The 24,465-nt window shown below is 32.0% G+C and carries 17 protein-coding genes and 6 pseudogenes; 14 read left to right on the top strand and 9 right to left on the bottom strand.

Annotated features, from left to right (window positions below; translation table 11 throughout):
• The first annotated feature begins 22 nt into the window (after nt 1-22).
• Nucleotides 23-2,005 (top strand): HD domain-containing phosphohydrolase, encoded by a 1,983-nt coding sequence (locus LEP1GSC049_RS223985; RefSeq protein WP_004762889.1) that lies wholly within the window; start codon nt 23-25, stop codon nt 2,003-2,005.
• Between the two features lie 2,360 nt (nt 2,006-4,365).
• The gene (locus tag LEP1GSC049_RS223990; RefSeq protein WP_004755246.1) at nt 4,366-4,662 is read left to right on the top strand and encodes a helix-turn-helix domain-containing protein; all 297 of its coding nucleotides are present in this window, start codon (nt 4,366-4,368) and stop codon (nt 4,660-4,662) included.
• Nucleotides 4,663-6,410: 1,748 nt separating this feature from the next.
• Here the strand turns inward: LEP1GSC049_RS223990 and LEP1GSC049_RS223995 are convergent.
• The 5 genes and pseudogenes from LEP1GSC049_RS223995 to LEP1GSC049_RS2000000225290 all read right to left on the bottom strand — a co-directional run.
• Nucleotides 6,411-7,397, bottom strand: a complete 987-nt coding sequence (locus tag LEP1GSC049_RS223995; protein ID WP_016560317.1) for a leucine-rich repeat domain-containing protein — start codon at nt 7,395-7,397, stop codon at nt 6,411-6,413.
• A 151-nt stretch (nt 7,398-7,548) separates the two neighbouring features.
• Nucleotides 7,549-8,754, bottom strand: coding sequence for a leucine-rich repeat domain-containing protein (locus LEP1GSC049_RS224000; RefSeq protein ID WP_004759185.1), 1,206 nt, complete (start codon nt 8,752-8,754; stop codon nt 7,549-7,551).
• 179 nt (nt 8,755-8,933) lie between these two features.
• Nucleotides 8,934-10,269 (bottom strand): annotated as a pseudogene (locus LEP1GSC049_RS2000000227235) (leucine-rich repeat domain-containing protein).
• A gap of 223 nt (nt 10,270-10,492) precedes the next feature.
• Nucleotides 10,493-11,239, bottom strand: coding sequence for a leucine-rich repeat domain-containing protein (locus LEP1GSC049_RS224005; protein ID WP_016560320.1), 747 nt, complete (start codon nt 11,237-11,239; stop codon nt 10,493-10,495).
• Nucleotides 11,240-11,443: 204 nt separating this feature from the next.
• Nucleotides 11,444-11,696 (bottom strand): annotated as a pseudogene (locus LEP1GSC049_RS2000000225290) (helix-turn-helix domain-containing protein); the annotation flags it as partial.
• Nucleotides 11,697-12,057: 361 nt separating this feature from the next.
• On the opposite strand from LEP1GSC049_RS2000000225290, the gene LEP1GSC049_RS0204480 reads away from it, so the two are divergent.
• Nucleotides 12,058-12,534 (top strand): hypothetical protein, encoded by a 477-nt coding sequence (locus LEP1GSC049_RS0204480; RefSeq protein WP_016748157.1) that lies wholly within the window; start codon nt 12,058-12,060, stop codon nt 12,532-12,534.
• Between the two features lie 356 nt (nt 12,535-12,890).
• On the opposite strand, the pseudogene LEP1GSC049_RS2000000228620 reads toward LEP1GSC049_RS0204480, so the two are convergent.
• Nucleotides 12,891-12,993: pseudogene (locus tag LEP1GSC049_RS2000000228620) on the bottom strand (IS982 family transposase); the annotation flags it as partial.
• Nucleotides 12,994-13,552: 559 nt separating this feature from the next.
• Between LEP1GSC049_RS2000000228620 and LEP1GSC049_RS224010 the strand changes: the two are divergent.
• Both LEP1GSC049_RS224010 and LEP1GSC049_RS2000000228135 read left to right on the top strand, forming a co-directional pair.
• On the top strand, nt 13,553-14,623 hold the full coding sequence (locus LEP1GSC049_RS224010) for an LIC10774 family surface protein (RefSeq protein ID WP_004755048.1): 1,071 nt from the start codon (nt 13,553-13,555) through the stop codon (nt 14,621-14,623).
• A gap of 245 nt (nt 14,624-14,868) precedes the next feature.
• Nucleotides 14,869-15,104, top strand: a pseudogene (locus LEP1GSC049_RS2000000228135) (hypothetical protein); the annotation flags it as partial.
• Nucleotides 15,105-15,170: 66 nt separating this feature from the next.
• On the opposite strand, the gene LEP1GSC049_RS224015 reads toward LEP1GSC049_RS2000000228135, so the two are convergent.
• The 3 genes from LEP1GSC049_RS224015 to LEP1GSC049_RS224025 form a co-directional block, all read right to left on the bottom strand.
• A complete protein-coding gene (locus tag LEP1GSC049_RS224015; protein ID WP_016560315.1) occupies nt 15,171-16,103 on the bottom strand; it encodes a leucine-rich repeat domain-containing protein in 933 nt (310 codons plus the stop codon).
• Nucleotides 16,104-16,307: 204 nt separating this feature from the next.
• Nucleotides 16,308-17,459: a helix-turn-helix domain-containing protein gene (locus tag LEP1GSC049_RS224020; RefSeq protein ID WP_016560346.1), complete on the bottom strand. Its 1,152-nt coding sequence runs from the start codon at nt 17,457-17,459 to the stop codon at nt 16,308-16,310.
• Nucleotides 17,460-17,692: 233 nt separating this feature from the next.
• On the bottom strand, nt 17,693-17,902 hold the full coding sequence (locus LEP1GSC049_RS224025) for an LIMLP_19325 family protein (protein ID WP_004754355.1): 210 nt from the start codon (nt 17,900-17,902) through the stop codon (nt 17,693-17,695).
• 376 nt (nt 17,903-18,278) lie between these two features.
• Between LEP1GSC049_RS224025 and LEP1GSC049_RS224030 the strand changes: the two genes are divergently transcribed.
• The 9 genes and pseudogenes from LEP1GSC049_RS224030 to LEP1GSC049_RS224055 all read left to right on the top strand — a co-directional run bounded on the left by LEP1GSC049_RS224030 (nt 18,279) and on the right by LEP1GSC049_RS224055 (nt 24,463).
• A complete protein-coding gene (locus LEP1GSC049_RS224030; RefSeq protein ID WP_004755080.1) occupies nt 18,279-18,662 on the top strand; it encodes a transcriptional regulator in 384 nt (127 codons plus the stop codon).
• A gap of 78 nt (nt 18,663-18,740) precedes the next feature.
• Nucleotides 18,741-19,349, top strand: coding sequence for an LBL_2463 family protein (locus LEP1GSC049_RS224035; protein ID WP_004755036.1), 609 nt, complete (start codon nt 18,741-18,743; stop codon nt 19,347-19,349).
• 30 nt (nt 19,350-19,379) lie between these two features.
• Complete coding sequence (locus tag LEP1GSC049_RS224040; protein ID WP_004758433.1) at nt 19,380-20,285, top strand: LIC10906 family membrane protein; 906 nt, start codon at nt 19,380-19,382, stop codon at nt 20,283-20,285.
• 368 nt (nt 20,286-20,653) lie between these two features.
• Nucleotides 20,654-20,788, top strand: a pseudogene (locus LEP1GSC049_RS2000000225275) (CopG family transcriptional regulator); the annotation flags it as partial.
• Nucleotides 20,788-21,160, top strand: a pseudogene (locus tag LEP1GSC049_RS224045) (putative toxin-antitoxin system toxin component, PIN family). The pseudogenes LEP1GSC049_RS2000000225275 and LEP1GSC049_RS224045, both read left to right, overlap by 1 nt.
• A gap of 460 nt (nt 21,161-21,620) precedes the next feature.
• The gene (locus LEP1GSC049_RS0204465) at nt 21,621-21,857 is read left to right on the top strand and encodes an AbrB/MazE/SpoVT family DNA-binding domain-containing protein (RefSeq protein WP_004778016.1); all 237 of its coding nucleotides are present in this window, start codon (nt 21,621-21,623) and stop codon (nt 21,855-21,857) included.
• Nucleotides 21,851-22,192, top strand: coding sequence for an endoribonuclease MazF (mazF, locus tag LEP1GSC049_RS0204460; protein ID WP_016748153.1), 342 nt, complete (start codon nt 21,851-21,853; stop codon nt 22,190-22,192). Before LEP1GSC049_RS0204465 ends, mazF begins: the two co-directional genes overlap by 7 nt.
• 479 nt (nt 22,193-22,671) lie before the next feature.
• Nucleotides 22,672-23,184 carry a VOC family protein gene (locus LEP1GSC049_RS224050; RefSeq protein WP_004762466.1) on the top strand — a complete coding sequence of 171 codons (513 nt, stop codon included), beginning with the start codon at nt 22,672-22,674 and terminating at the stop codon, nt 23,182-23,184.
• A 685-nt stretch (nt 23,185-23,869) separates the two neighbouring features.
• The gene (locus LEP1GSC049_RS224055; protein WP_016560347.1) at nt 23,870-24,463 is read left to right on the top strand and encodes a dihydrofolate reductase family protein; all 594 of its coding nucleotides are present in this window, start codon (nt 23,870-23,872) and stop codon (nt 24,461-24,463) included.
• Nucleotides 24,464-24,465 lie beyond the last annotated feature (2 nt).

Here is a 24,465-nt window from a genome sequence, read left to right as displayed (position 1 = left end):
CGGTTTCATTGATTCCTAATCAATGAAGCAGAAATTTCCTAAATACATTGTCACTGATATAGATTCGATTGTTAAAAGATTAGATCCAATCGCTAGTCGTTTAGGAATTGAATTTTTAGATTTTAAGGAATTTTTTCAGTCCGAACTGTTTCGAAATTCTAGCGGATTTTTAAATGTTATTTTTTATTTAACGGTTTCCGATCTCAAAAAAACTCAAAAGGAAATTCATAAACAATTTCAAAGAAATCCTCTCATCTTAAGTCGTTTTATTTTGAACGAAAATTTAGATTACGTTCATTCAGAAGATTTGAAAATTGAAGAGGAATTAATTTTTTCAGTTTTACCTGAATCTTCTTCGGATATGGTTTTTAATAAAACCTTTTTGAATGCTTTCACCCAACTTCAAATGATTACGGATCAGTTTGATCTTCAACACAAGGTGAATACTACGAAGTATGAAATTTCTAAATTGACTCGGATCGGGATCAGCCTTGCCGATGAAAAAGACATTAATAAACTTCTTCGAGAAATTATTTTCAGCGCTAGGGAAATTGCGATCGCTGATTCGGGTTCCTTATATCTCGTTGAAAAAGATGAACTAGGTTTAGTTCGTAATCTTAGATTTAAAATTTCTTCTATGGATATTGATACGGAAGAGTTTTTACTTCCGATTAATAAATCCAGCGTTGCAGGTTATGTTGCAGCAACCGGTAAAATTTTGAATATTCCGGACGTTTACGATTTACCGGAAGATTCGGAATATAAATTCAACAGAAATTTCGACGTTCTTTCTAATTATCATACAAAGTCCATGCTCGTTGTTCCTATGAAAAATCATAGAAACGAAGTTGTAGGTGTCATTCAACTCATCAATAAGAAGAGAAACTTTAATCAAAAACTGACTCTTGAACAAATGAGAGGGAACGACGTATTTTCTTTCGACGATTATTCTGCTCAACTTGTGATGGGTGTGGCGGGACAGGCTGCGGTTGCAATTCAAAATAACCATCTTTTACAGGAGATTGAAGCACTTTTTGAAGGTTTTGTGACCGCGTCCGTAAATGCGATCGAATCCAGAGATCCTACAACGAGCGGGCATTCATTTCGGGTAGCGGTACTTACGGTCGGTTTAGCGGAAACGGTGGATTTAATCGGAGAAGGTAAATATAAAAATACCAAGTTTTCTAAAGAGCAGATCAAAGAAATACGTTATGCTTCATTGCTTCATGATTTTGGAAAGGTGGGGGTTCGGGAAAAAGTTTTGGTCAAATCCAAAAAGTTGGAAGACTACGAACTGGAACTTATCCGTTGGAGATTTGAATATATTAAAAAAGACATAGAATCTAGAATTCTTCAGAAAAAGACTGACTATTTAAAAAAACACGGGACGGTAGGTTTTACCGACTACGAAATTTCCCTCGAATTTGAACTTAAGGTTGAATATCAAAAGTTAGACCAGATGTTTCAGATCGTTGTTGATTCCAACGAGCCTTCTATATTAGAAGAATCTAATTTCCAAAAATTGGAAGAAATTGCAAAAGTAAATTATTCCACTACGGGCGGGGATAAATTGTCTTTAATTTCTCCTTACGAATTCGGATTTTTGACGATCAAAAAAGGATCTTTGGATTTTGCCGAAAGGAAAGAAATTGAATCTCACGTGGAACATACGTTTCAGTTTTTAAGTAAAATTCCTTGGACCGGGGATCTAAAAATGGTTCCTTCCATTGCGCATGCACATCATGAAAAATTAGACGGGACCGGTTATCCTAGAGGACTTACAGCTGACTCTATTCCAATTCAATCTAAAATTATGGCGATCTCTGATATATTTGACGCTCTTACGGATAAAGATCGTCCTTATAAAAGAGCCGTTCCTATAGAAAGAGCTCTAGATATTTTACAAATGGAAGCAAGGGAAAATCACGTAGATCAAGACCTTCTCAAAATTTTTATCGAAGGAAAAGTTTACGATAGGTTGCATTACTCTGGTTATCTTCGTTAGAGAAAGTTTGTCACTGTTTGCTGCAAAATCCATGATTTCAGACTATCATCTCTGATTTTCTAACAAACAAACTTTTCACTAGTTTACATTTTAATAATATGAATTTTGAGTAATAAAATCGCGGCGAATCCGGCTTTATCACAGGCGGCCGACCGGGCTCTTTAGTTCTGGTCAATAAATTGTATGCAGGAAACGTAATGAAACAATTGTCTTAAAACGTTCTCTATGAATCGCGTTAAAGAACTCAGCAAAACGCTTTTTACGAAAGCGTTTTAGGTCGCTCGAAGTAACTCAGTGTCTCACTCCCTAACATAACCTTACCCACAAGTTGAATAGGATTTTAGAATCAGAAGGCTCAAAAACGCACATTTTTCAAGTGTTCCGACAAGAATGAGTCTTTTTACTTGCAAAAAGTATGTTTTTCTGATAAAGAAAAGTCTTCTGAACTTCTCCACCTCCGCCCCCACCCAAAAATAAGGGTGGGAACTCAGTTTTACAGAGGATTTGTCGTAATTCCCACAGATTTAATATTGAGATCCAAATACTTGTGGAGTTAGTTATGATAGAGATTTAATTTTATAGGAATGATAATAATCACCTAACAAATGAGGAATAATAATAAATCCAGATGGAAAAGTTAGTAGTTCCCACAATTTTCAAAATTTTGAGACAAACTCGAATCTTGCTATAACATACCTTAAAACGTACAAAAACGAAAAAATACTCAAAACCATCTAAGAAAATTACTAGATTAACGTGAGCAGGACGTAAAAAGCCTATGATTCTGAAAAAGTTGGAATCCAAACTTTATAGATCGATTCTTAAATGTGGGAACTCACATAAAACTTAGGTTTGTCTGTAAAATGGTGTGGGAGCTACTACAAATCACGATTTTGTAAACAAATTCTGAAATGTAGGAACTCATACTTTTAGAAAATTCTTTCTTATAGAACGAACTTACATTAAAATAGAATTTAAACTTTGATGATGGCCGCAAAACAGCGATTTTGTGCAAAAATCGGATTGGACGATGGCTCATAGTAGTTCCCACAATTTTCAAAATTTAACTGGTCAATTCACGACTTGTAATAGTTCCCACATCTATTTTTTTACGAAAAAATTGACCTAGGATACAATAGATTTCTTACGTCCTACTTTATATTCTTCTATTTTTTATAGATAACTGTATAATAAAAATACAATAGAGTTGTTAAAAAATAAATTCTCCATCTGTTTTCGTCGCATTGAAACGGACAATCGAAGCAATTTTTCTAATCTCCACCATGGAATTTTTCAATAACTCTAATAAATTTTGAACTCACTTTTATAGTGAGATTACTATTTGAACACATAAAAATAGCACAAAAGTTGACGGCCGATTTTACCGAAGATGCAGAAGTTCTCAAAAATTGTGTCTGATCCGGAATCTTAGCTTTTTGAAAAGATCCTACATTCTAAGTTTTTAAACAAGTTTAACGTAGTATTATTTTTATGGAAACGGATAGTAAATTTGTAACTTGTCAAATGTGAAATTCATTAGTACAGGATTTTAAAGAACTGATTATAGCCATAGTTTTTGATTTTATATGTCAATCTATCATAGAAGTTCAATTTGTAAGTTGGGTTTTATGTCAACTAACGCACGTTTTATGTTAAAACTTTACGTTTACAGTATAGTTCATCTTTTTTTAGATTCGAAAGTATACGTGAATACCTGTTTAAAAATTCGAATTGTATTCTAAATACTGAACAAAAATCTAAACCTAGCAAGTTCGTTTTATTGAGAGTTTAGTGGTAAGAGTTTGCATTCGATAGTTGTAGAACTTTTTGTATTCTATTGTTCTTATATATTGCTCAGAACTGTATAAAAGAGCATCGAATATTTTGCTTTGGAATCAGGTTTTACAATAAAAATTTAAGGTTCTCAACTTTATAGAGACTATAAATTTAAAAACAGGCTCCGATTTAGAAATATCGTTTTGAGTAATAGTTTGGGTTTAGATAGTAATTCGTAAAGAGTTGTTCCATTATCTGAAATCGAAGTAAATGATAATCGCATTTTTATTGTTAGGTGCTAAATTGTTTTTTCTTTCTGGTTTTGTCCGAAGAAATTTAGATCTGTAGTTTGAAAATAGGTTATTATTCTTGTACATTTCTAAAAAAACCAAATTACAAACTGCTTTTCGTTTTAGCGAATTGATCTCCATTCTATAAGACTCTAAACGCAGAACTTCTTCAATTTATAATATTCAAAGTTTTAAAGAGAGTTAGAATCCACAAGTTCTATGATTATTGATACGTTCAGCCTGAAAATATCCCATTTTGGTATATTCTATTCCAGAATGTAGAATTTCTTCGTTTTGTTTAAATCACTCCATTCACGCGAAGCGAGAATTTTTTGTAAAAATTTAATCGCTGCCAGAAAAGATGCCCGCCTTACTCAACTCGAAGTTGCCAATCGTTTGGGTGAGCCTCAATCTTATATTTCTAAAATTGAATCCGGAGAACGTAGATTAGACGTTGTTGAATTCTGGAGAATTTTTAAGGTCTTAGGTAAATCTCTCGAGTTTTACTTTCAATTTGATGACAAACATGATGATTTTGAGAAAAAATCTAAAACTTTGAAGGCAGCTAGAAACAAACGTAAGAAAAAATAATTTTTGATTCTCAAAAGATAGAAACTACTTTAGGGTTTATTCATTTAAAAAGTCGGAACTCAAAATCTTTTATTTGTGGTAGTTCCCACATTTTTAGGATTCTTTCAGGAGTGTTTGAATCCTGTTTCTCTGACTCAGTTTTAGTAAGTAGTTAGTGTTTACATATTTTGATATGAATCGTTAAAATTGAATTATATTCAACCGTTTGAGTCGGAACTCAAAATTATAGTCGTTAAATATATCTACCTCGGTAGTTCCCACATTTTAAACTTGAGATCGATTTTTCAAGAGCTAAATCCACAAGCTTCAAAAGAAATTAGAATTTCGAACGAGTTCCGGAATTTTATCTTAACTCAGCGGCACCTTTTCCTACGAGGCGCGGGATTCGAAAAAACATTGAGTTCAAATCTACAAATGTATAAAAGAAAATACTATTAATGATAAATAATGAGTGTCTAATATTTTGCATTCAAACAGACTTGTGTAATTACTTCTAAAGTATAAAAATAGTATCAAAAATCAACAATCGGTTTTACCGAAGATGTGAAAGTTTTCAAAAATTGCGTCTGACTCGAAATCGTTGGCTTTTTTGTGTGAGATTTCCACATTTTACTACTCGGACGCATAAACAGAATACTTGGGTTAGATTGTTTCAAAAATTTGAATGTTTTGGTCCTACTCTAAAATGCCGTAAATCCCGAATTTACGTTATTTTTTAAATGCTGCTATTTTTTTTCGCAAATTCGGCCGTTAATAACTTGGTACTATTTTCATACATTCGAGTAGTAATTAGAATAATTTTTTTTCATTAAAACTCTATTATAATTTCGGAAAAGTATTTAGAGAATTATTGAAAATTCTATATCTATTAATAAAACGATTACATTCATCAGTTATATTAAATAATTAGAATGGAACTGTTGAAAATTAATTCTTTTTTTGTTTTCGTTGTATTGAAATGGACAATTGAAGCAGTTTTCTAGTCTCCGTATAGGATTTTTTAACAGCTTAGTATTTAAAATTCTACTTCTAAAAAAAGTTTGTTTTAAAATATATTATACTTATATAATGAATTTTCTAATACTTTTTGATGAAACAGGATTTTGTAATAAAAATTTATGATGTTCAATTTTGTAGGATCAGTAATAAAGTCTGTCACAATACTTAAAGGAAATTATCTTGAATTTTTCAGAAAGCGTTTTCACGGATAAGTATGTTTTTTGAATATAAGAATGTTTAAAGTTTGATATTTTTGATTCTGCGGGTCAAAGAAACTACTTTTGTATAAAACGTTTTGATTTCTGAATATTAAAAAATATAAAAGTGATCATATTCTTTTATGAGAAATTTTAATTTTATAAAAGTTTAGTTATCAGTAATCTGAATCTACAAGTTACTCAAAACTTTAAAATTGAATGCCAAAATTCGACTTCCCTATTTTTTAAGGTTTTATATTAATCGGACTTTTTTCTGGTATTTTGGCGGTTATTTTAGGTGGATTTGGAGGATTAATTCCTTGTTTATATCTAAGTACACTGCCAAATAATAGCAAAAATAATTAAGTATTCTGTTTTACTATCCAGTAAAATTTAGTTAGTAAGGGTAGAAACTTTGTCTTCATACTTTCTTTCGGAAACTATAACCACGACTCCGAATGATATAAAAATACAAGTCCAATAGAAACAAGATAAGAAATCCAACTTATCCGAATTACGGATAGGGAAAGCCTATGAAAAAAGAAATCTTATTCAAAAATCAGTATCGCACTTTGGAATAAACTTTTGAATCCTTTTTAGCTCCTTGGGTAATATAGGATTTGCGTCTAAAAGTAACCATCGTAGTTTTTTCAGTTGTCCGATTTCTTTAGGTACAGTTGTAAGTTGGTTATGCCTCAAAAGTAACTCTCGCAAATTCTTCAATTGTCCGATTTCTTTAGGAAGAGTTTTGAGTTGGTTATCACCTAAATATAACTCTCGCAAACTCTGTAGTTGTCCAATTTCCTTAGGAAGTGTTGTAAGTTGGTTATAGGTTAAATTCAAACTTAGCAATTTCTTCAGTTGTCCTATTTCGTTAGGAAGAATCGTGAGTAGATTTTTACTCAAATTCAACATTCGCAAATTCTTCAATTGTCCAGTTTCTTTAGGAAGAGTCGTGAGCTTGTTATCATGCAAACTCAAGTCGTATAAATTCTTCAATTGTCCAGTTTCTTTAGGAAGAGTCGTGAGCTTGTTATCATGCAAACTCAAGTCGTATAAATTCTTCAGTTGTCCGACTTCTTTAGGAAGAGTCGTGAGTTGATTATTCCACAAATCCAAATGTTGTAAATTTTTCAGTTTTCCGATTTCGGCAGGAAGAGTTGTGAGTTGGTTATTATTCAATTCGAACACTTGTAAATTCTTCAGTTGTCCGACTTCTTTAGGAAGAGTCGTGAGTTGATTATCACCTAAATATAACTCTCGCAAACTCTGTAGTTGTCCAATTTCGTTAGGAAGAGTTGTGAATTGGTTATTCCACAAATTCAACGTTTGAAGATTCTTTAGTTGTCCGATTTCCTTAGGAAGAATCGTGAGTTTTTGTTTACTCAAATTCAAAACTCGAACATCTAAAGGATTTTTGAGCGCTTTTGTTAAATCCTTATAAGTTCCTGGTTCTTCTGCTTGCACAAAAGTAAAGGAACAAAAAAGAAACAAAGAAAAGAGGAATACTTTTTGTAAATCAGTTTGTGTTGAATTCATTGTTCGTTTTTCAGAATTAGTTGCTTTTAATCAGAGTTAGTTTTAGTTCGCTTTTATAGAAGTTGAATCTATGTTCATCATTTAAAATCTTAAAGAGAATCTAACTCTCTTCGATTTAAATCAGGACGTTCTATCCTATGAAAAAGGGATATTATTCTTCAAAGTAAATTTGGCACTTCGGAAGAAGTTTTCTAATCCTTTCTTTTTTTTCGGATGAGAGTTGATTGTTGTTTAAATTCAACTCTTGCAAATTCTGTAGTTGTCCGATTTCCTTCGGTAGAGTTTTGAGTTGGTTATCTCTCAAACTCAACTTTTTCAAGTTCTTCAGTTGTCCGATTTCAGCAGAAAGTGTTTTAAGTTGGTTATAACTCAAATGCAACTCTCGCAAATTCTTCAATTGTCTGATTTCATTTGGAAGTGTTGTGAGTTGGTTAGCATTTAAACTCAACATTTGTAAATTCTTTAGTTGTCCGGTTTCTTCAGGAACTGTTTTAAATTGGTTATTATTCAAAAACAACATTTGTAAATTCTTTAGTTGTCCGATTTCTTCAGGAACTGTTTTAAATTGGTTATAACCCAAATCCAACACTTGTAAATTCTTTAGTTGTCCGATTTCTTCAGGAACTGTTTTAAATTGGTTATTATTCAAATCCAACATTTGTAAATTCTTTAGTTGTCCGATTTCCTTCGGGAGAGTTTTGAGTTGGTTATCATTTAAATCCAACACTTGCAAATTTTGTAGTTGTCCGATTTCAGCAGAAAGTGTTTTAAGTTGGTTATAACTCAAATGCAACTCTCGCAAATTCTGTAGTTGTCCTATTTCATTTGGAAGAGTTTTGAGTTGGTTAGCATATAAATTCAACTGTTGTAGATTCTTTAGTTGTCCTATTTCCTTAGGAAAGGCTGTGAATTGGTTAGTATTCAAATACAACTCTCGCAAATTCTTCAATTGTCCAATTTCTTTAGGAAGAGTTGTAAGTCGATTTTTACTCAAAACCAACGTTTGAAGATTCTTTAGTTGTCCGATTTCCTTAGGAAATGTTGTGAGTTGATTACCACTCAAATGTAACTCTTGCAAATTTTGTAGTTGTCCAATTTCTTTAGGAAGAGTTGCGAGTTGGTTATTATTCAATTCCAACACTTGTAAATTCTGTAGTTGTCCAATTTCCTTAGGAAGAGTCTTGAGTTTTTGCTCATTCAAATCTAAAACTCGAACATCTAAAGGATTTTTGAGTGCTTTTGTTAAATCTGTATAAGCTTTTGATTTTCCTTCTTCTGCTTGCACAAAAGTAAAGGAACAAAAAAGAAACAAAGAAAAGAGAAATACTTTTCGTAAATTGGTTTGTGCTGAATTCATCGTTCTTTTTTCAGAATTAATTGCTTTTAATCAGAGTTATTTTAGTTCGCTTTTATAGAAGTTGAATCTACGTTCGTCAATTAAAATCAATCTCAAAAGAAATTGAATTCTCTTCGATTTAAAGAGTCAAAAGTATTTCAGTTTAAATCAGAACGTTCTATCTCTTGAAAAAAGAAATATTATTCAAAGTAAATTTGGCACTTTGGAAGAAGCTTTCGAATCCTTTCTTTTTCTTCGGAAGAGAGTTCATTGTTCCTTAAATCCAATTTTTGCAAGTTCTTCAATTGACCAATTCCCTTAGGAAGAGTTTTGAGTTGGTTATCATTTAAATCCAATACTTGCAAATTTTGAAGTTTTTCAATTTCATTTGGAAGAGTTTTGAGTTGGTTATTATTCAAAAACAACACTTGTAAATTCTGTAATTGCCTAATTTCCTTAGGAAGGGCTGTGAATTGGTTATTTCTCAATCTCAAAGTTCGCAAATTTTGTAGTTGTTCGATTTCGTTAGGAATTATTTTAAATTGGTTATAACCCAAATCCAACATTTTTAAATTCTTCAATTGTCCGACTTCTTTAGGAAGAGTTGTGAGTAGATTTTTACCCAAATACAACTCGTATAAATTCTTTAATTGTCCGATTTCATTTGGAAGGGTTGTGAGTTGGTTATCACTTAAATGCAACGTTTGCAAATTCTCTAATTGTCCAATTTCCTTAGGAAGAGTTTTGAGTTGATTACTACTCAAATATAACTCTCGCAAATTCTTCAGTTGTCCTATTTCTTTAGGAAGAATTGTGAGTATATTTTTACTCAAATCCAACGTTTGCAAATTCTTCAGTTGTCCTATTTCATTTGGAAGAGCTTTGAGTTGGTTAGCATATAAATCCAACGTTTGCAAATTCTCTAATTGCCCAATTTCCTTAGGAAGAAATCTTGAGTTGGTTATTACTCAACCCCAACACTCTCAAATTCTGAAGTTGATTGATTTCCTTAGGAAGCGTTACGAGTTGGTTTTCACTCAAATACAACTCTTCCAAATTTTGAAGTTGACTGATTTCCTTTGGAAGAATCTTGAGTTGGTTATGACTCAACCCCAACACTCTCAAATTCTGGAGTTGCCTAATTTCTTTAGGAAGAGTTGTAAGTTGGTTAGCATATAAATTCAACTCGTATAAATTCTTTAATTGTCCGATTTCTTTAGGAAGAGTTTTAAGTTTGTTATCACTTAAATGCAACGTTTGAAGATTCTGTAGTTGCCCGACTTCTTTAGGAAGAGTTGTGAGTTTTTGTTGACTCAAAATTAAATCTTGTAAATTCTTCAGTTGTTCAATTTCTTTAGGAAGAATTTTGAGTTTTTGTTCACTCAAATTTAAAACTCTAACATCCAAATAATTTTGGAGCGCTTTTGTTAAATCTGTATAGGTTCCTGGTTCTTTTGCTTGCACAAAAGTAAAGGAACAAAAGAAAATTAAAGAGAAGAGGAATATTTTTCGTAAATCAGTTTGTGTTGAATTCATCGTTCTTTTTTCAGAATTAATTGCTTTTAATCAGAGTTAGTTTTAGTTCGCTTTTATAGAAGTTGAATCTACGTTCGTCAATTAAAATCAATCTCAAAAGAAATTGAATTCTCTTCGATTTAAAGAGTCAAAAGTATTTCAGTTTAAATCAGAACGTTCTATCCCTTATGATATAAAAATACAAGCCCAATAGAAACAAGATAAGAAATCCAACTTATCCGAATTACGGATAGATTAAAAAAATGCCATATAGTATATGGTGAAAATAGATTTGGCACTTTGGAAGAAGTTTTCGAATCCTTCCTTTTTCTTCGGAAAAGAGTTCATTGTTCCTTAAATCCAATTTTTGCAAGTTCTTCAATTGACCAATTCCCTTAGGAAGTGTTGTGAGCAGGTTATTCCTTAAATCCAACTCTTGCAAATTTTGTAGTTGTTCAATTTCATTTGGAAGTGTTTTAAGTTGGTTATAACTCAAATGCAACCGTTGTAAATTCTTCAGTTGTCCGATTTCGTTAGGGAGTGTTTTAAGTCGGTTACCCCACAAACTTAACGTTCGTAATTTCTTCAATCTCCCGATTTCCTTGGGAAGAGTATAAAGTCGGTTATAATCCAATTCCAACTGTTGTAAATTTTGTAGTTGTCCGATTTCCTTAGGAAGAGTCATGAGTTGACTATTAATCAAATTCAACGTTTGCAAATTCTGTAGTCTTTCGATTTCCTTAGGAAGTGTTGTGAGTAGGTTATTCCTTAAATCCAACGTTTGCAAATTTTGTAATTGTCCAATTTCCTTAGGAAGAGTCTTGAGTTTTTGTTCACTCAAATTCAAAACTCGAACATCTAAAGGACTTTTGAGCGCTTTTGTTAAATCCGTATAGATTTCTGGTTCTACGTTCTCGCAAGAAGAATTAAGGAGAATTAGAAGTCCTATTGTTATTTTTTGTAAGAGAATCAGCGTTATGCGGAAGTTCATAAAGGTTATCCAGATTGGGGTTTTATTTAATTGAAAGATAAGCTTCTAAATAAAAATAAAAAGTCATTCAATTTAAACGTTCTTTTATAAATTTCTATTTGTTTAAAGTTAAAATTGATTCCAGATTTTCTTTTTTAATAAGATTGAATTTTAAATTCTAATAATCTTTTTCTAATTCCTTTCTTAAACTCTTTAAGAATTTGATTATCTTTTTGGTTTTTGTAGAATCGTAAAACTTGAACCTTTGTTTGATTGAATATAAATTTTAAGATTGCGTGGGGGTACCTGTAAACTTAACACAAGCGCTATGAAATGAAGAAGCAGAATTAAAACCACATTCAAGTGCAATATTGAATAAATTAAAATCGGTTGTTTTCTTCATATAATTAATAACTTCTATGATTCGATGATAATTTAAAAAATCAGTAAAACTCATATTTTTGTATTCATTTAGATATTCTACAAACCCTGTGAACAGTAAGATCTAATGCAGCAGTAATAAAATCAGGAAATATATTAATTCTTAATTTCCAAAAAATGAATATGTTTATTTATGAAACATATTTAGTCGTGTATAGGAAGTTGTAAAAGCCGCAATACAAAAAAGGCCTTGTGTTTCTGTTTCCTGGAATAACTGTTTTGCCACTTAATTTTCTTGCTTTGGCGGAAAGGGTAGTCTATCGTTATTAGATCCTAAGATTAACAGTATATTGATATTTTATAAATGGATAGACAGAATTATAATGGAATTCGATGTGATTACCCTAACGGTAGTTTATGCGAAAAATGTGATTTAGATTATACTATCAGAGCGAAAGATGAAAATAATTCCGTATGAAAAATATAGCCTTAAATCCAATCTCACAGTGGAAGAAGCTATTTCAAAATTAAAGGCTAATACAGAACCAAATGAGCTATTTGGAAGTGGAACTAAAATATTTCATGGAAATATATATAACGATACATTTGATATATGTAGAATAATTTCATATCAAAATTCATTTCTACCAAAAATTAAAGGTAATATTAGATCCGAAGCAAATTCAATTATAATTGATATAAAGATGCACTTACATCCATTCGTAATTGTTTTTATGTTTATTTGGTTTTCAGGTCTACTATTAGAGTTTATAGTTTCAACCATCGCACTTATGAATAATTTAAGTGATTTTCTCCGAGAACTTCTTATTTTCTTTGGCATGCTTACTTTTAGTATTGGATTATGTACAATACCATTTTGGATTGAAGTTAAGAAAGCAAAACAAGAGCTTGAAAAAATATTGATTATGGAATAACAAAAGCGAATTCTACGAATGCGAAATTAATACCCCAGATTTCAAAAGACATATTTAATGCAGATTTTATTTTGAAAATCGAAATTGATGATAAGTTCTTTGGGATTGAGTTTGGAGAAGTTATTCGTTAACTAAGATCGGTTTTTAGATAACATTTACTTTCAAGCACGTCAAACGGTACTTATAATTGATAAAAAAACAAAACAGACGAGCCCATCGGAACAAGTATTGTTTTGGCAAAACTCCAATACAAAGATTCCTTGGCACGAAAAAATTAGCTAAGAATAAGTATCTAGACAACTTACAATTTTTGTAATGAATTCAAATAGAGTGTTAAGATCAAGTTCTAACTATTACAAATAATAATTTTTAAATTCTCATAATGAGAAAGATGAAAATAAACTACTATTGTTGTTATCTCACTCAGGCTTAACGAAATTTTCGGTTTCTTTTTTCCACCTTACGCCTAACTCACGTTAATTTAAAATCAAAAGAACTTCCGATTTCTATTAGAGTTGTTGAAAAATAAATTCTCCATCTATTTCTATTTCATGGAAAACGGTCGATTGAATCGGTTTTGTTAATTGAACTATGAAATTTTTCAACAACTCTATTTTACTTATTCAGCCTCAATTTCTTCCGTAAGAAAAAATTAGTAATGTAGCTCTTTTTGAATGAATTTGTATATTTTGAAGAGATTACGATTGTTGTTTGTCTCGAATTTGTACGAAGCGTGAGTGGGCGTATCTAAAGGGACCTCTAAAAACATACTTTATGATTCGGAAAGTAGATGGAAGGCACTTGGATGTTCATGTATTGATAAAAACCTTAAAAAAGGTTGAATACTAAATTTTTCGATTCTTCTCAAATCCATTTTGAATGTTTCAATGGTACATATTTGACTTATATTAGAGTTAATTTTAATTTTTTCGAAGTAAAAAGTGATCTGTTATTGTTATATACTCACAAAGTTTCGATTTGCTTTAAAATACGAATCTTTGAAATCAGGAGAATTTAAATGAAACAATTTTTTAGTATTTGGTTGGTAGTTTTATTGCTATTCAGCGGATGTGGCAACGAAAATGGAGGAAATGAACGTTCTTCCCAGTTGCTTTCCGGAATTGTCAATGAACAGTTGTTAAAGATTGTGGCGGATCCGAAATCATCGGAGTCGGTCATTATCATTCCTGTACTTTACGTGGATTCTATTTCCGGAAGCGATTCCAATGCTGGTACACAATCTGCTCCGTTTAAAACGATTACTAAGGCCACTTTAGTTGCCACGGCGAGCGGTATCAAAGTAATTGCGGTTGCACCAGGTACGTATGACGCTTCTCTTGGAGAAGTTTTTCCGATTTATATTCCCGAAGGCGTTAATCTATATGGGGACAGTAACGGGAAAGGTTTAGCAGGGGGTTCTTCCTCCCTTTATGCAGGACCGCCGGGAACCTCACCTAAGATAGGGCCGACTTTGATTTCTGGAGTTGGAAGTTTTCCGCCGACTATTTATCTTCCTACCGTGGTCCCGGAATCTGGTAGTCAAATCGCAGGGTTTAAAATCAACAACCCTAGATTTTACGACTCTTCTACTGTTAATGCGGGAATTTATTTGAAAAATACAGGAATTACGGTCAAGAATAATACGGTGACTGCAGTAAGAGGAACAGGAGTTAGTATTCATCCTTCCAACGGGATCGGAGGGGGACATGTCATTTCCGGTAATTTCATTACTTCCAATTCTCACGGATTGCATGAAGCGGATTCAAATTCGAATAGCCTAGTGGAAGACAATCTGATCGCTCAAAATTGGATCGGCATTTCCACTTTTAATGGCCTTCTTGATTTGGGAGGTGGAAGCCGTGGAAGTAAGGGAAGGAATACCCTTTCCTGCAATATAATGTATGACTTGGAAGTAGACGTTTCTCAAGGGTTTCATTTCTATGCTTTAAACAATTTCTGGGATCATATCCCCCTTACGATCGCTACATTTCCAGATGGAAGTGTGACGGCGGATCTTGAAAACTACAATCAGTATGCCATTGTGCATCTAAGCGGAAGTAGTGTCGTTTCTAAGCCTTGTAATCCTTGAGGGATTTTCCCCACTTTTGTAGAAAGAGTGGGGTTTTCTTTCGTTCTTTTCTAAAAGAACGAAGATTTTAACAGTAATTGAATTAACGAGTAATATAAGATCAAAATTTTCAATTTGATTGTAAAAAAACTGAATTTGGTACAAGAAAATCTGGGCGAATCCGGCTTACCAACATTATACAACAATTATCTATAGTTTCAATTTATTGCCCCGCATCGATCCTTTCGCGTTATGCGAAACTCACGTTATTTACATCCAATGTAACGAATATAGATTCAGGAAGTTTACGAATTGTAGTAATACCTGATACAAATGCTTGTTATCCAACAAGCACGTATAAGAAAGATAATCGACTTCAATCAAAATTCACAGAATCAAGTAAATTGGAGTTCATCAACCGATCGGGCCCGCTTGTGATTTTAGCACACTTTCTTTCGGAAACATAACCACGACTCCGAATGATATAAAAATACAAGCCTAGTAGAAACAAGATAAGAAATCCACCTTATCCGAATTACGGATAGGGGATACCTATGAAAAAGAAATATTATTCAAAGTAAATTTGGCATTTTGGAAGTAGTTTTCGAATCCTTTCTTTTTCTTCGGATGAGAGTTGGTTGTTGTTTAAATCCAACCATTGCAAATTCTGTAGTTGCTCGATTTCCTTAGGAAGTGTTGTAAGTTGGTTATTACTCAAACTCAACTCTCGCAAATTCTTCAGTTGTCCTATTTCGTTAGGAAGAGTCGTGAGTTGGTTAGCATTTAAATTCAACTTTTTCAAATTCTTCAGTTGTCCTATTTCTTGTGGAAGAATTGTGAACTTATTATTATACAGATCCAACTCTTGCAAATTCTGTAGTTGCTCGATTTCTTCAGGAAGTGCTGTAAGTTGGTTATAACTCAATTCCAACCATTCTAAATTCTTCAATTTACCGATTTCTTTAGAAACCGTTGTGAGTTGATTATTATTCAAATACAACGCTCGCAAATTCTGTAGTTGTCCGATTTCTTTAGGAAGAGTTGTGAGTTGATTATTAAACAAATACAACGTTCGCAAATTCTGTAGTTGTCCGATTACTTTTGGAAGAGTTGTGAGTTGATTATTATTCAAATACAACGTTCGTAAATTTTGTAGTTGTCCAATTTCCTTAGAAAGAGTCGTGAGTTGATTATTATTCAAATACAACGCTCGCAAATTCTGTAGTTGTCCGATTACTTTTGGAAAAGCTCCGAGTGGATTTTCATCCAAATTCAAATCATACAAATTCTTTAATTGTCCAATTTCTTTTGGAAGAATCGTGAGTTTTTGACCATTCAAATCCAAAACTCGAACATCTAAAGGATTTTGGATCGCTTTTGTTAAATCCATGTAAGTTTTTGGTTCTACTTTTTCCGTTTGAATCTTGCAAAAAAGATTAATGAGAAATAAAAGGCCAATTGTTATTTTTTGTAAGTGAATCAACGTTATGCGGAAGTTCATAAAGGTTATCCGGACTGAAATTTATTTAAATTGAAAGATAAGTTTCTAAATAAAAATAAAAAGTCATTCAATTTAAACGTTCTTTTATAAATTTCTGTTTGTTTAAAGTTAAAATTGATTCCGAATTTTCTTTTTTAATAAGATCAAATTTTAAATTCTAATAATCTTTTTCTAATTCTTTTCTTAAACGCTTTAAGAATTTGATTATCTTTTTGGTTTTTGTAGAATTGTAAGACTTGAACCTTCGTAAGATTGAATATAAATTTTAAGATCGCGTGGAGATTTACCGGTAAACTTAATGCAGGCTCTGTGAAATGAATAATGAGAATTGAAACCACATTCAAGTGCAATATTAAATAAATTGAAATTAGATCGAGTACTAATCGTATTGATTACTTCGTTGATTCTATGATAATTCAAGAAATCATTATAACTCATATTAAGAAACTTATTTAAATAGTAAGAAGCTTGATGAGTGGAAATCCCTAAACCAGAGGCAAAATCAGGAAGTCTAATTTCTTCGTCAATAAAACCTTTAGAATCTAAAAAATGATTCAGTTTAGTTTGAACTTTTTCAAAATCGATCCCCTCTAACAAATTTCTAGATGGATATTTAAATTTTTTTGTTTCTTTGGGTTCTGGGATTGTAATGGTCTCTAACTGAATTTCTTTGATTTCCGGAATCGTAACAGTAATCTTACCAAATAAAGAAGTGAAAAAACGTTCTAAAAGAATTGTATAACAAATTACGGAACCCGGAATAATTTCTGCAAAAAGAAAGAAATCCTTCTTATCATAAATTGTACCTAAAAAATCAAAAACAAAACAAATAGAAATAAGGAAAGATAGAAAGGGAAGGTTAAAATATAAAATAGGTTTATTGGATTTTAAAACTTTTCTTAAAGACCAGATAAAAGTAAAAATAGAAATCGCAAATCCTAGAATGTCTATGAAATATATAAAGTAAAGATCGGGAATAAAATAAGAAAATAAAATCGTAATTGGAATGATCCCTAAAAGTCTTTTACAATAAATCCAGGGATTATTAAAAGGTTCTAATAAATATTTGAAACAGACAAATACAGCCAAACTGGAATAAAGAACCAAGCCATAGTAAGAACCGAATAAAATCCTACTATCATTTCGTAAGGTTCCTTGATCGATTAGAATACCGTTATTTAAAATTAGAAAAAACGCGGCGGATTGTAAAACAGAACCGTAGGATTTATTAAAAAAATCACTCGAAAAAAGTTTCGAAAATCCTAAGACAAACCCAAAAATAACACCGGCTGCATGAAAATAAAAAATCCCTAATTCTAGAGTATTTTTATAATTCTCAATTCTGATAGTGTTCATACAAATCTATGAAAAAGAAAACTCTAAAGTAACATGAATACGACGTAATAAAATCAGAGCGAATCCGGCTTGCCTCGGGCAGCCGGACCGGGCTCTTTAGCTCTGGTCAATAAATTGCATACAGGAAACGTAATACAATATTTCACTTTAGAACGCGCCCGTAAAAAGCGTTCTGTTTAAGTTTTATCGTATCGATCCCTTTCGCGTAATACCGAATTCAAGTTCAAGTAGTTTTATCTCATTAGATTCTCTTCATGACTTTCTAAATCGAAATAATCGAGTCTTAATTTATTTTTAATTGCTATTGCCTTACGGAAACCAGTGGATTTTAAAATTGCTTCTCTGTCTTCTTTGTGTAAAGGTATACCTATGTATTTTTCGTATTCGTCTAACTCTGATTCTGTGATGTCTAAGGGTTTTATTTTAAAATAGTTGATTACCATGTTTTTTTACTTATATAGTCGTTGATTAAAATTATTTTTAATAGAGTAAGAAAGCAATTAGTTGACTATTTGAAAGTTGTAATGAATTCAAAACTTAAAGTTGAGGAATCGTAATTTTTCAAAAGATTTGAAAAAGTTAGTAGGTAAAGATTTTGAAAATTGGCTTTGGAAATGGGATCTAAGAGAAAATAAAGAACTAAATATTCTATTATAAAAAATAGCCTTCTTTCTAATGGACTTGGATTTAATTCTAAATTTAATTGTCTGATTTTTCGAATAAAACATTACAATATCCTTTGTTTATAATGAGTTGATTGGTGGGATTGTATGTTGAATTATACAATTTGTCAAATAAAAAATTGATTAATGCAATAAAATGAGTGAAATAGAAATCCGAAATCGAATCAATATTGCCTTAAAATTTCTGAAAGAAATAAGAGGTTTCAATCAAAATCAGATAGCTCAAAAATTAGCTGTTACACCTGGAACAATTACTCGTTTGCGAAATGGCGAAAATACTCTTACAGAATCAATGGCTTTGCTTTTTGAGTATATTTTTGGGATTTCTTCAAAATGGCTCATTTATGAAGAGGGAGAAATGTTGTTCTTTCCTGCAAACATTGGAGAGAAGGAGGACATTGATTTTCTGCATAAGATTTATAATCGAAAGGGAATGAAAATTCTAATCGAAAATCTTCTTCGTTTATCTGATCGAGATCTCGCAGTCATTCAAGTAACGGTTGAAAAATTGAATTCTTAAAAAAGTTTTTTATTTTAAGTCTTACGTAAATTCTAGAATAATTATTGAGTTTTTAAATAATGAGACATAATCTATGTTATGTCATATTTATTAGAACAAATTGAAGTCAAAAAACTCATCGGATTAAACGAGCAAGAAGAACTGAGCAAAATAAAATCTTTTGTTTCTAAAATATATGAAGACGCTGGTTATTCCAATTCACCTTGGAAAAATATAGATCATTATGATCTCTGGTCGACTTGGTTTTATGTGGAAGAGGATGGACAGATCTTTTCAGCAATGAGAATTACTGAAAAAAAACCGTGCAATTTTATTCCTTTGGAAGTTGCTTTATTCAAAGACGAGCAGTTCCCACCGAAACGATATGCGGTCATTGAAGAAAATGTGGCCGATTGGAATAGTGTCGCCTTTACTCAAAATGTAAAAGGAGCCAAAGCGGCAAAGGCTAATTTTATAGCTGTTGCTGATCATTGTGTAAAAAAAGGATACGATACAATTTATGGAATGTACAATCCAAAGTTATCAGGTATTGAAAGAATTTATCTGAGAGAAGGTGCGATGTTATCTGTCAAATACCCTGGTCCTATGTACTTTCCTGGTTTGTATTTAAAAGGTGAAATACCTTGGTTTGAAGTAATAGAAATCGGAAAAGAGTCTTTACAGAAAGTTGCCTCAAAAAAAGAATAACGAACACATTTTTGTTGAAGATTTGTCAACTTGATCGAAACGGGAATTGGATTATTTGTTTTTTCTCTCGGTTGTTATGTTTGGATTTTTGCTTCCAATAAACCGGTTCGAAATTCTTTTTTCTTACTTACAATTTCACTTGCTGTTTGGCTTTTTTGTTTAGGGCTGAGAGTTTACGCTCCTACTGAATACCGATCTATTTTAGTTAATTGGACATTGATACCTGTTATCTTTACGCCGTATTTTCTACATTCTCTTGTATCCTATTTGTTTACTCCACATAAGAAACTTAAAGAAATGAGTTGGAAATCAATTGTTAATATAGTTGTTCTCGTTTATCTTATGATTTCTATTTTAAATTGTAATGTTGTACATCTTACAAAACCAGAAATATTTGCTTATACTCCAACTTGGATTTATCATCTTTTGATAGGATATTGTAGTTTTTACGTATTAATTTCTTCAATTCAGGTTTTAATTTTAATTTTTCAGAAGCGTGGAGATGATCGAGTAAGATCATTTCTATTTTTTTCCGGCATTATCATTGCACTTTTTGTTTCTTTAATATTTGTTTATATTCTTCCATTACACGGATATTTTTTAGCTTCTAATTCTGCTTTTGGTATTATGATTTCTTCTTTGCTCTGGGCCGTAGCAATTTTACATTATGACGCGTTTGAAATTAGGGAACATATCATAGAAGGTGATAGTCATCTTCCTTTGCTGAATCGTATTTCTTCTATCCCTATGCTTAAATTGTTTCAGATTTTAGATCCAGAAGAATACTGTAATAAAATTGTATTGAGTAAAACTAACGTGATTCTAAATGTTACATCCGTTTTTGACGAGCTCAAAAGCAGAGAAGAAGCTAAAAAGTTGAATACTAAAGAAAGAGCGGAATTATTAGCGAGAATTTTCAATCGCCGTATTCGATAATTTTATAATAATCGATTTTCAGTTGATTTCTTTAGAATCGAGATAATGAAATAAGTAATTGATGATTTATAGAAAATATTTTATATAATAGAGTTGTTGAAAAATTCTGTAGTGGAGATTAGCAAAACTGCTTCAATCGATCGTTTCCATGAAATAGAAGCGGATGGAGAATTAATTTTTCAACAACTCTAATATGTCATTTATAATTTAAAAAATCATATATCATATTTATCATTCTCTTTATACTTAAAACGAAATATATATTACCCTGCTTTAAAAATGAAGACATTGTGGGTTGGCATCGCGCCTGATGAAACTCCCAATCAAGCTTTTTAATTTTACATATTATTTTTATTGTATTATCTTTTGCATATATTGAGAAAAAAATTAAATGGCAGGTTATTTTTGATTTCACTTCAAAAACTATTGGTCGAAGTGATATTTCCGAAAAGGACGTTTTTAATGAAATTAAATCCGTTAGAACTAAAAGAAACGCTTCTTAATGTTGAAGGCATTATTAGATACTAATATTTACATCTCTGCTATTTTATTTAAAGGAAAACCTAGATTTGTTTTCCAAGATTTAATTGATGAATTTTTTACAGGATATATTTCGAGAGAAATATTAGATGAAATAGAATCTACTCTTTCTAAAACAAAATTCAAACTCGATGATAATGTATTATCCGAAATTAGAAATGTTACAACGCTCATTAAGAATAAACCTATTCAGGATTATTTGGAATTAAGAGATAGAGATGATTACCATATTTTAGAATCTGCCTTTGTGGTAAAAGTAGATTACTGGAGACAAAGATTTATTGAGTCTTCAGAAGATTAAGAATTTTAACATTATTACTCCAGATAAGTATTAAAGAAGAAAACAAAGCTTAATTTAGTGACGTCTGTGCCGTGAAATTCTGCAATTTCGTATAACTTTGTTTTCTTAATTTATTCGAAATTTCTAATGTATTTTCTGTAGTAGAGTTGTTGCAAAATTCCATAGTGGCGTTTAACAAAACTATTTCAATTGCTCGTTTCCATGAAATAGAAACAGATGGAGAATTCATTTTTCAACAACTCTACTACAGACTAAAATCACATTTGCTTTGTATTTCGACTTGCAAGACGTTCGCCAAAGGCTCGCTCAAGTCCCGCCGCACCTAAACGCTTCGGACTGCAAATTTTTTCGTTAGTTGCAGTAGCCCGGAAATTTATAGAGAAAGTGAAGGATTTATTTTATAAATTTTAACGAAAGAAATTCATATCAAATTTGATTTTAAAAAATTAGTGACAATTTTTCAAAAGTATATACAATGTATATATATAAAATTTATGGAATCAATTATTCAAAAATGGGGTAATAGTTTAGGAATTAGAATTCCAAAATCAATGGCAACGGAATTAGAGTTAAATGACGGAAGCCACGTTGAATTACAATATGAAGGGGATAAAATTGTAATATATCCTACGAAAAAAGTTTCATTAGAAGAAAAACTTTCTAAGATTACGAAACAAAATCTTCATTCTGAAATATCTAGCGGTGACTCGATAGGTAAGGAAGTTTGGTAAAGAGTAGAAAATACACTCCTGGAAAAGGAGATATAGTTTGGTTGAACTTTACTCCTCAAGCAGGTCATGAACAAAAAGGTCGTAGGCCCGCACTTGTTTTATCGCCTAAAGTATATAATTCGAAAACTGGGTTAGCAATATTTTGTCCAATCACTAGCAAGGTTAAAGGTTACCCATTTGAAGTATTCTTTAAATCAAAAAAAATCAATGGCGTAATTCTATCTGATCAAGTGAAAAGTTTAGATTGGACTATTCGTGAAGCAGAGTTTATTGAATCGATAAGTAAAGTTTCTTTGAAAGAAGTTTTAGATAATATTAAGTTATTAGTATTTTAATAAATGGACTGCTACAACTAACTTCATCTTCTTGCTTTATTCTAAATTTCTAATATAATTCTTTACTACAGACTAAAATCACATTTGCTTTGTATTTCGACTTGCAAGACGTTCGCCAAAGGCTCGCTCAAGTCCCGCCGCACCTAAACGCTTCGGACAGAAAACACTGAAAACTCTTTTGTTAGGCGAACATTTTTGTTATGCTATGGATCATTTAGAGTTTCCTGTTTAATAGAAGAAAAGATGAATACTTTTTATTAAGTCCATTCAACAATGTTATCAATCATATAAGCGATCTACGAAATTTATTTGTCTAATCATAAATCAATTTGTAAAGTTCATCAATGCAACTATCTGAACAAGTCTAAGCCATGAAATGTTTGTGCAGAGGACGTCTATCTGACGAAAAATTTGAAATGACTATTTTCATAAAATTTGTAATATAGGCGATCAAATCGCTCTAAAAAAAGGAGAAAAACATGATAAAATCAAAGAAAAAAAACAGTCCGCTGAAACAGAAAGCTGATGGAACGAAAATTAAATTTAGGGGCGCTCCGTCGCATAGCATAACACCTTTTCTCATGTTTAATGCGAACCCCGAAGAAGCGGCGAATTTTTATGTATCGATCTTTAAGAAATCCAAAATTCTTAGTGCGAACTCGATGCAGGCTGATTTCATTTTGAATGGTCAAAAGTTTTTTTCCTATAATGGTGGACCTGATTTTCAGTTTAACTGGGGCGTTTCATTTATGATCAGTGTAGAAACGCAAAAAGAGGTGGATTATTATTGGAACGCCCTTCTCGCAGACGGTGGCAAAGAGGCTATGTGTGGTTGGGTTCAGGATAAATACGGTTTGTGGTGGCAGGTAACGCCTAAGATTCTATTACAACTTGTATTTCATAAAGATCGTGCGAAAGCCGAACGTGCAACACAAGCGATGTTGAAGATGCAGAAAATTGACATCGCCGCTCTTAAAGCCGCAGCCGGCTAAAGCGACATTCCCCACAAGAAAAAATTTCCATTCAGAATTACTAATGCGTTTTTAGTCTGGTCTTTGACACATTCTCTCGGCTTAGGGGCACGCAAATCTTTGCGTTAATTCTTTTGCAAGTTTAGACACGCTTTAGAACCTCGAACTGATGTAGTAGCCGGGATTTTAGGTTTATTGGCAATTATATTGAACGAAATGTACTATTATTCTTACAAAATTGTGTACTGTAAATTTTTATTACAAACACTATCTCAGTGTAAAAAAACTAGGTATTTTATTAACGCTAATAAGCGCGAAATGGATCGATGCGAAGTAACTAAAGCAAAACGCTCTCTTAAACTAAAGCGTCTCACTCCCTGAACTCAGCAAAACGCTTTTTACGAAAGCATTTTAGGTCGTTCGACAGATCGCGTTCTATATTATAACTTAAGATGATTGTTATATAATGTTTCCTGTATGCAATTTATTGACCAGAGCTAAAGGTCGGATTCGCCACGGTCTTTTTAGATCGAACTATAGATCTGAGTAAGGTTGCCTAATGGAGAAAGATATTGTTGTTTGTTTTTGAATCATGCCTGTCTTATCTTTCTTTTTTTATGAAGTGATGATGCGAAATCATTTTTATTTTGTTATGAATTGACCTTTATTCAAAACTTTTATAAATTTATTAGAGGAGCGAGAGAATATGAGAAAAATAATTGTTTCATCATTTATTACATTAGATGGGGTTATGCAAGCACCCGGTGGACCTGAGGAAGATACATCAGGCGGTTTTAAATATGGCGGTTGGACTGCACCGTATCATGACGAAGTTTCTGGTAAGGTCATGGAAAAACAGATGAAACCTGCAGATTATCTTTTGGGCAGAAAAACATTTGAGATTTTCGCCTCTTATTGGCCTGAACATGCAGACTTTTGGCCTGGCATTAATGATGGCACAAAATATGTCATGTCCAAGACCATGAAAAAGTCACATTGGAAAAACTCAGTATTCCTCGAAAGTTTGGCGGATATTGAAAAACTCAAAAATTCAGAAGGTTCCGACATTCAAGTTTGGGGAAGTGGAGAGCTTATTCAATTGTTGCTTAAGAATGATTTAGTGGATGAGTTATGGCTTAAAATATTTCCCGTTACGCTTGATACGGGCAAACGTTTGTTTGGTGACGGGACCGTCCCGGCGGCATTTACATTAATAGAGGGTTCTGTTACACCAAGTGGAGTGATTATTGCTAATTATAAACGAGCCGGAGAAGTCAAAACAGGTACTGTTGGAGTTTAAAA

The sequence above is a fragment of the Leptospira kirschneri serovar Cynopteri str. 3522 CT genome (assembly GCF_000243695.2).
GTDB classification, from domain to species: Bacteria; Spirochaetota; Leptospiria; order Leptospirales; family Leptospiraceae; genus Leptospira; species Leptospira kirschneri.
This window is presented reverse-complemented; position numbering and strand designations above follow the sequence as displayed.

Excerpts from the sequence above, each read along its gene's own strand:
- LEP1GSC049_RS224035 (WP_004755036.1), top strand. The coding sequence starts at position 18,741 with ATGTCATATTTATTAGAACAAATTGAAGTCAAAAAACTCATCGGATTA.
- LEP1GSC049_RS224050 (WP_004762466.1), top strand. The coding sequence starts at position 22,672 with ATGATAAAATCAAAGAAAAAAAACAGTCCGCTGAAACAGAAAGCTGAT.
- LEP1GSC049_RS0204465 (WP_004778016.1), top strand. The coding sequence starts at position 21,621 with ATGGAATCAATTATTCAAAAATGGGGTAATAGTTTAGGAATTAGAATT.
- LEP1GSC049_RS223995 (WP_016560317.1), bottom strand. The coding sequence starts at position 7,397 with ATGAATTCAACACAAACTGATTTACAAAAAGTATTCCTCTTTTCTTTG.
- LEP1GSC049_RS223985 (WP_004762889.1), top strand. The coding sequence starts at position 23 with ATGAAGCAGAAATTTCCTAAATACATTGTCACTGATATAGATTCGATT.
- LEP1GSC049_RS224055 (WP_016560347.1), top strand. The coding sequence starts at position 23,870 with ATGAGAAAAATAATTGTTTCATCATTTATTACATTAGATGGGGTTATG.
- LEP1GSC049_RS224005 (WP_016560320.1), bottom strand. The coding sequence starts at position 11,239 with ATGAACTTCCGCATAACGCTGATTCTCTTACAAAAAATAACAATAGGA.
- LEP1GSC049_RS224030 (WP_004755080.1), top strand. The coding sequence starts at position 18,279 with ATGAGTGAAATAGAAATCCGAAATCGAATCAATATTGCCTTAAAATTT.
- LEP1GSC049_RS224020 (WP_016560346.1), bottom strand. The coding sequence starts at position 17,459 with ATGAACACTATCAGAATTGAGAATTATAAAAATACTCTAGAATTAGGG.
- LEP1GSC049_RS224015 (WP_016560315.1), bottom strand. The coding sequence starts at position 16,103 with ATGAACTTCCGCATAACGTTGATTCACTTACAAAAAATAACAATTGGC.
- LEP1GSC049_RS224000 (WP_004759185.1), bottom strand. The coding sequence starts at position 8,754 with ATGAATTCAGCACAAACCAATTTACGAAAAGTATTTCTCTTTTCTTTG.
- LEP1GSC049_RS224025 (WP_004754355.1), bottom strand. The coding sequence starts at position 17,902 with ATGGTAATCAACTATTTTAAAATAAAACCCTTAGACATCACAGAATCA.
- LEP1GSC049_RS0204480 (WP_016748157.1), top strand. The coding sequence starts at position 12,058 with ATGAAAATAATTCCGTATGAAAAATATAGCCTTAAATCCAATCTCACA.
- LEP1GSC049_RS224010 (WP_004755048.1), top strand. The coding sequence starts at position 13,553 with ATGAAACAATTTTTTAGTATTTGGTTGGTAGTTTTATTGCTATTCAGC.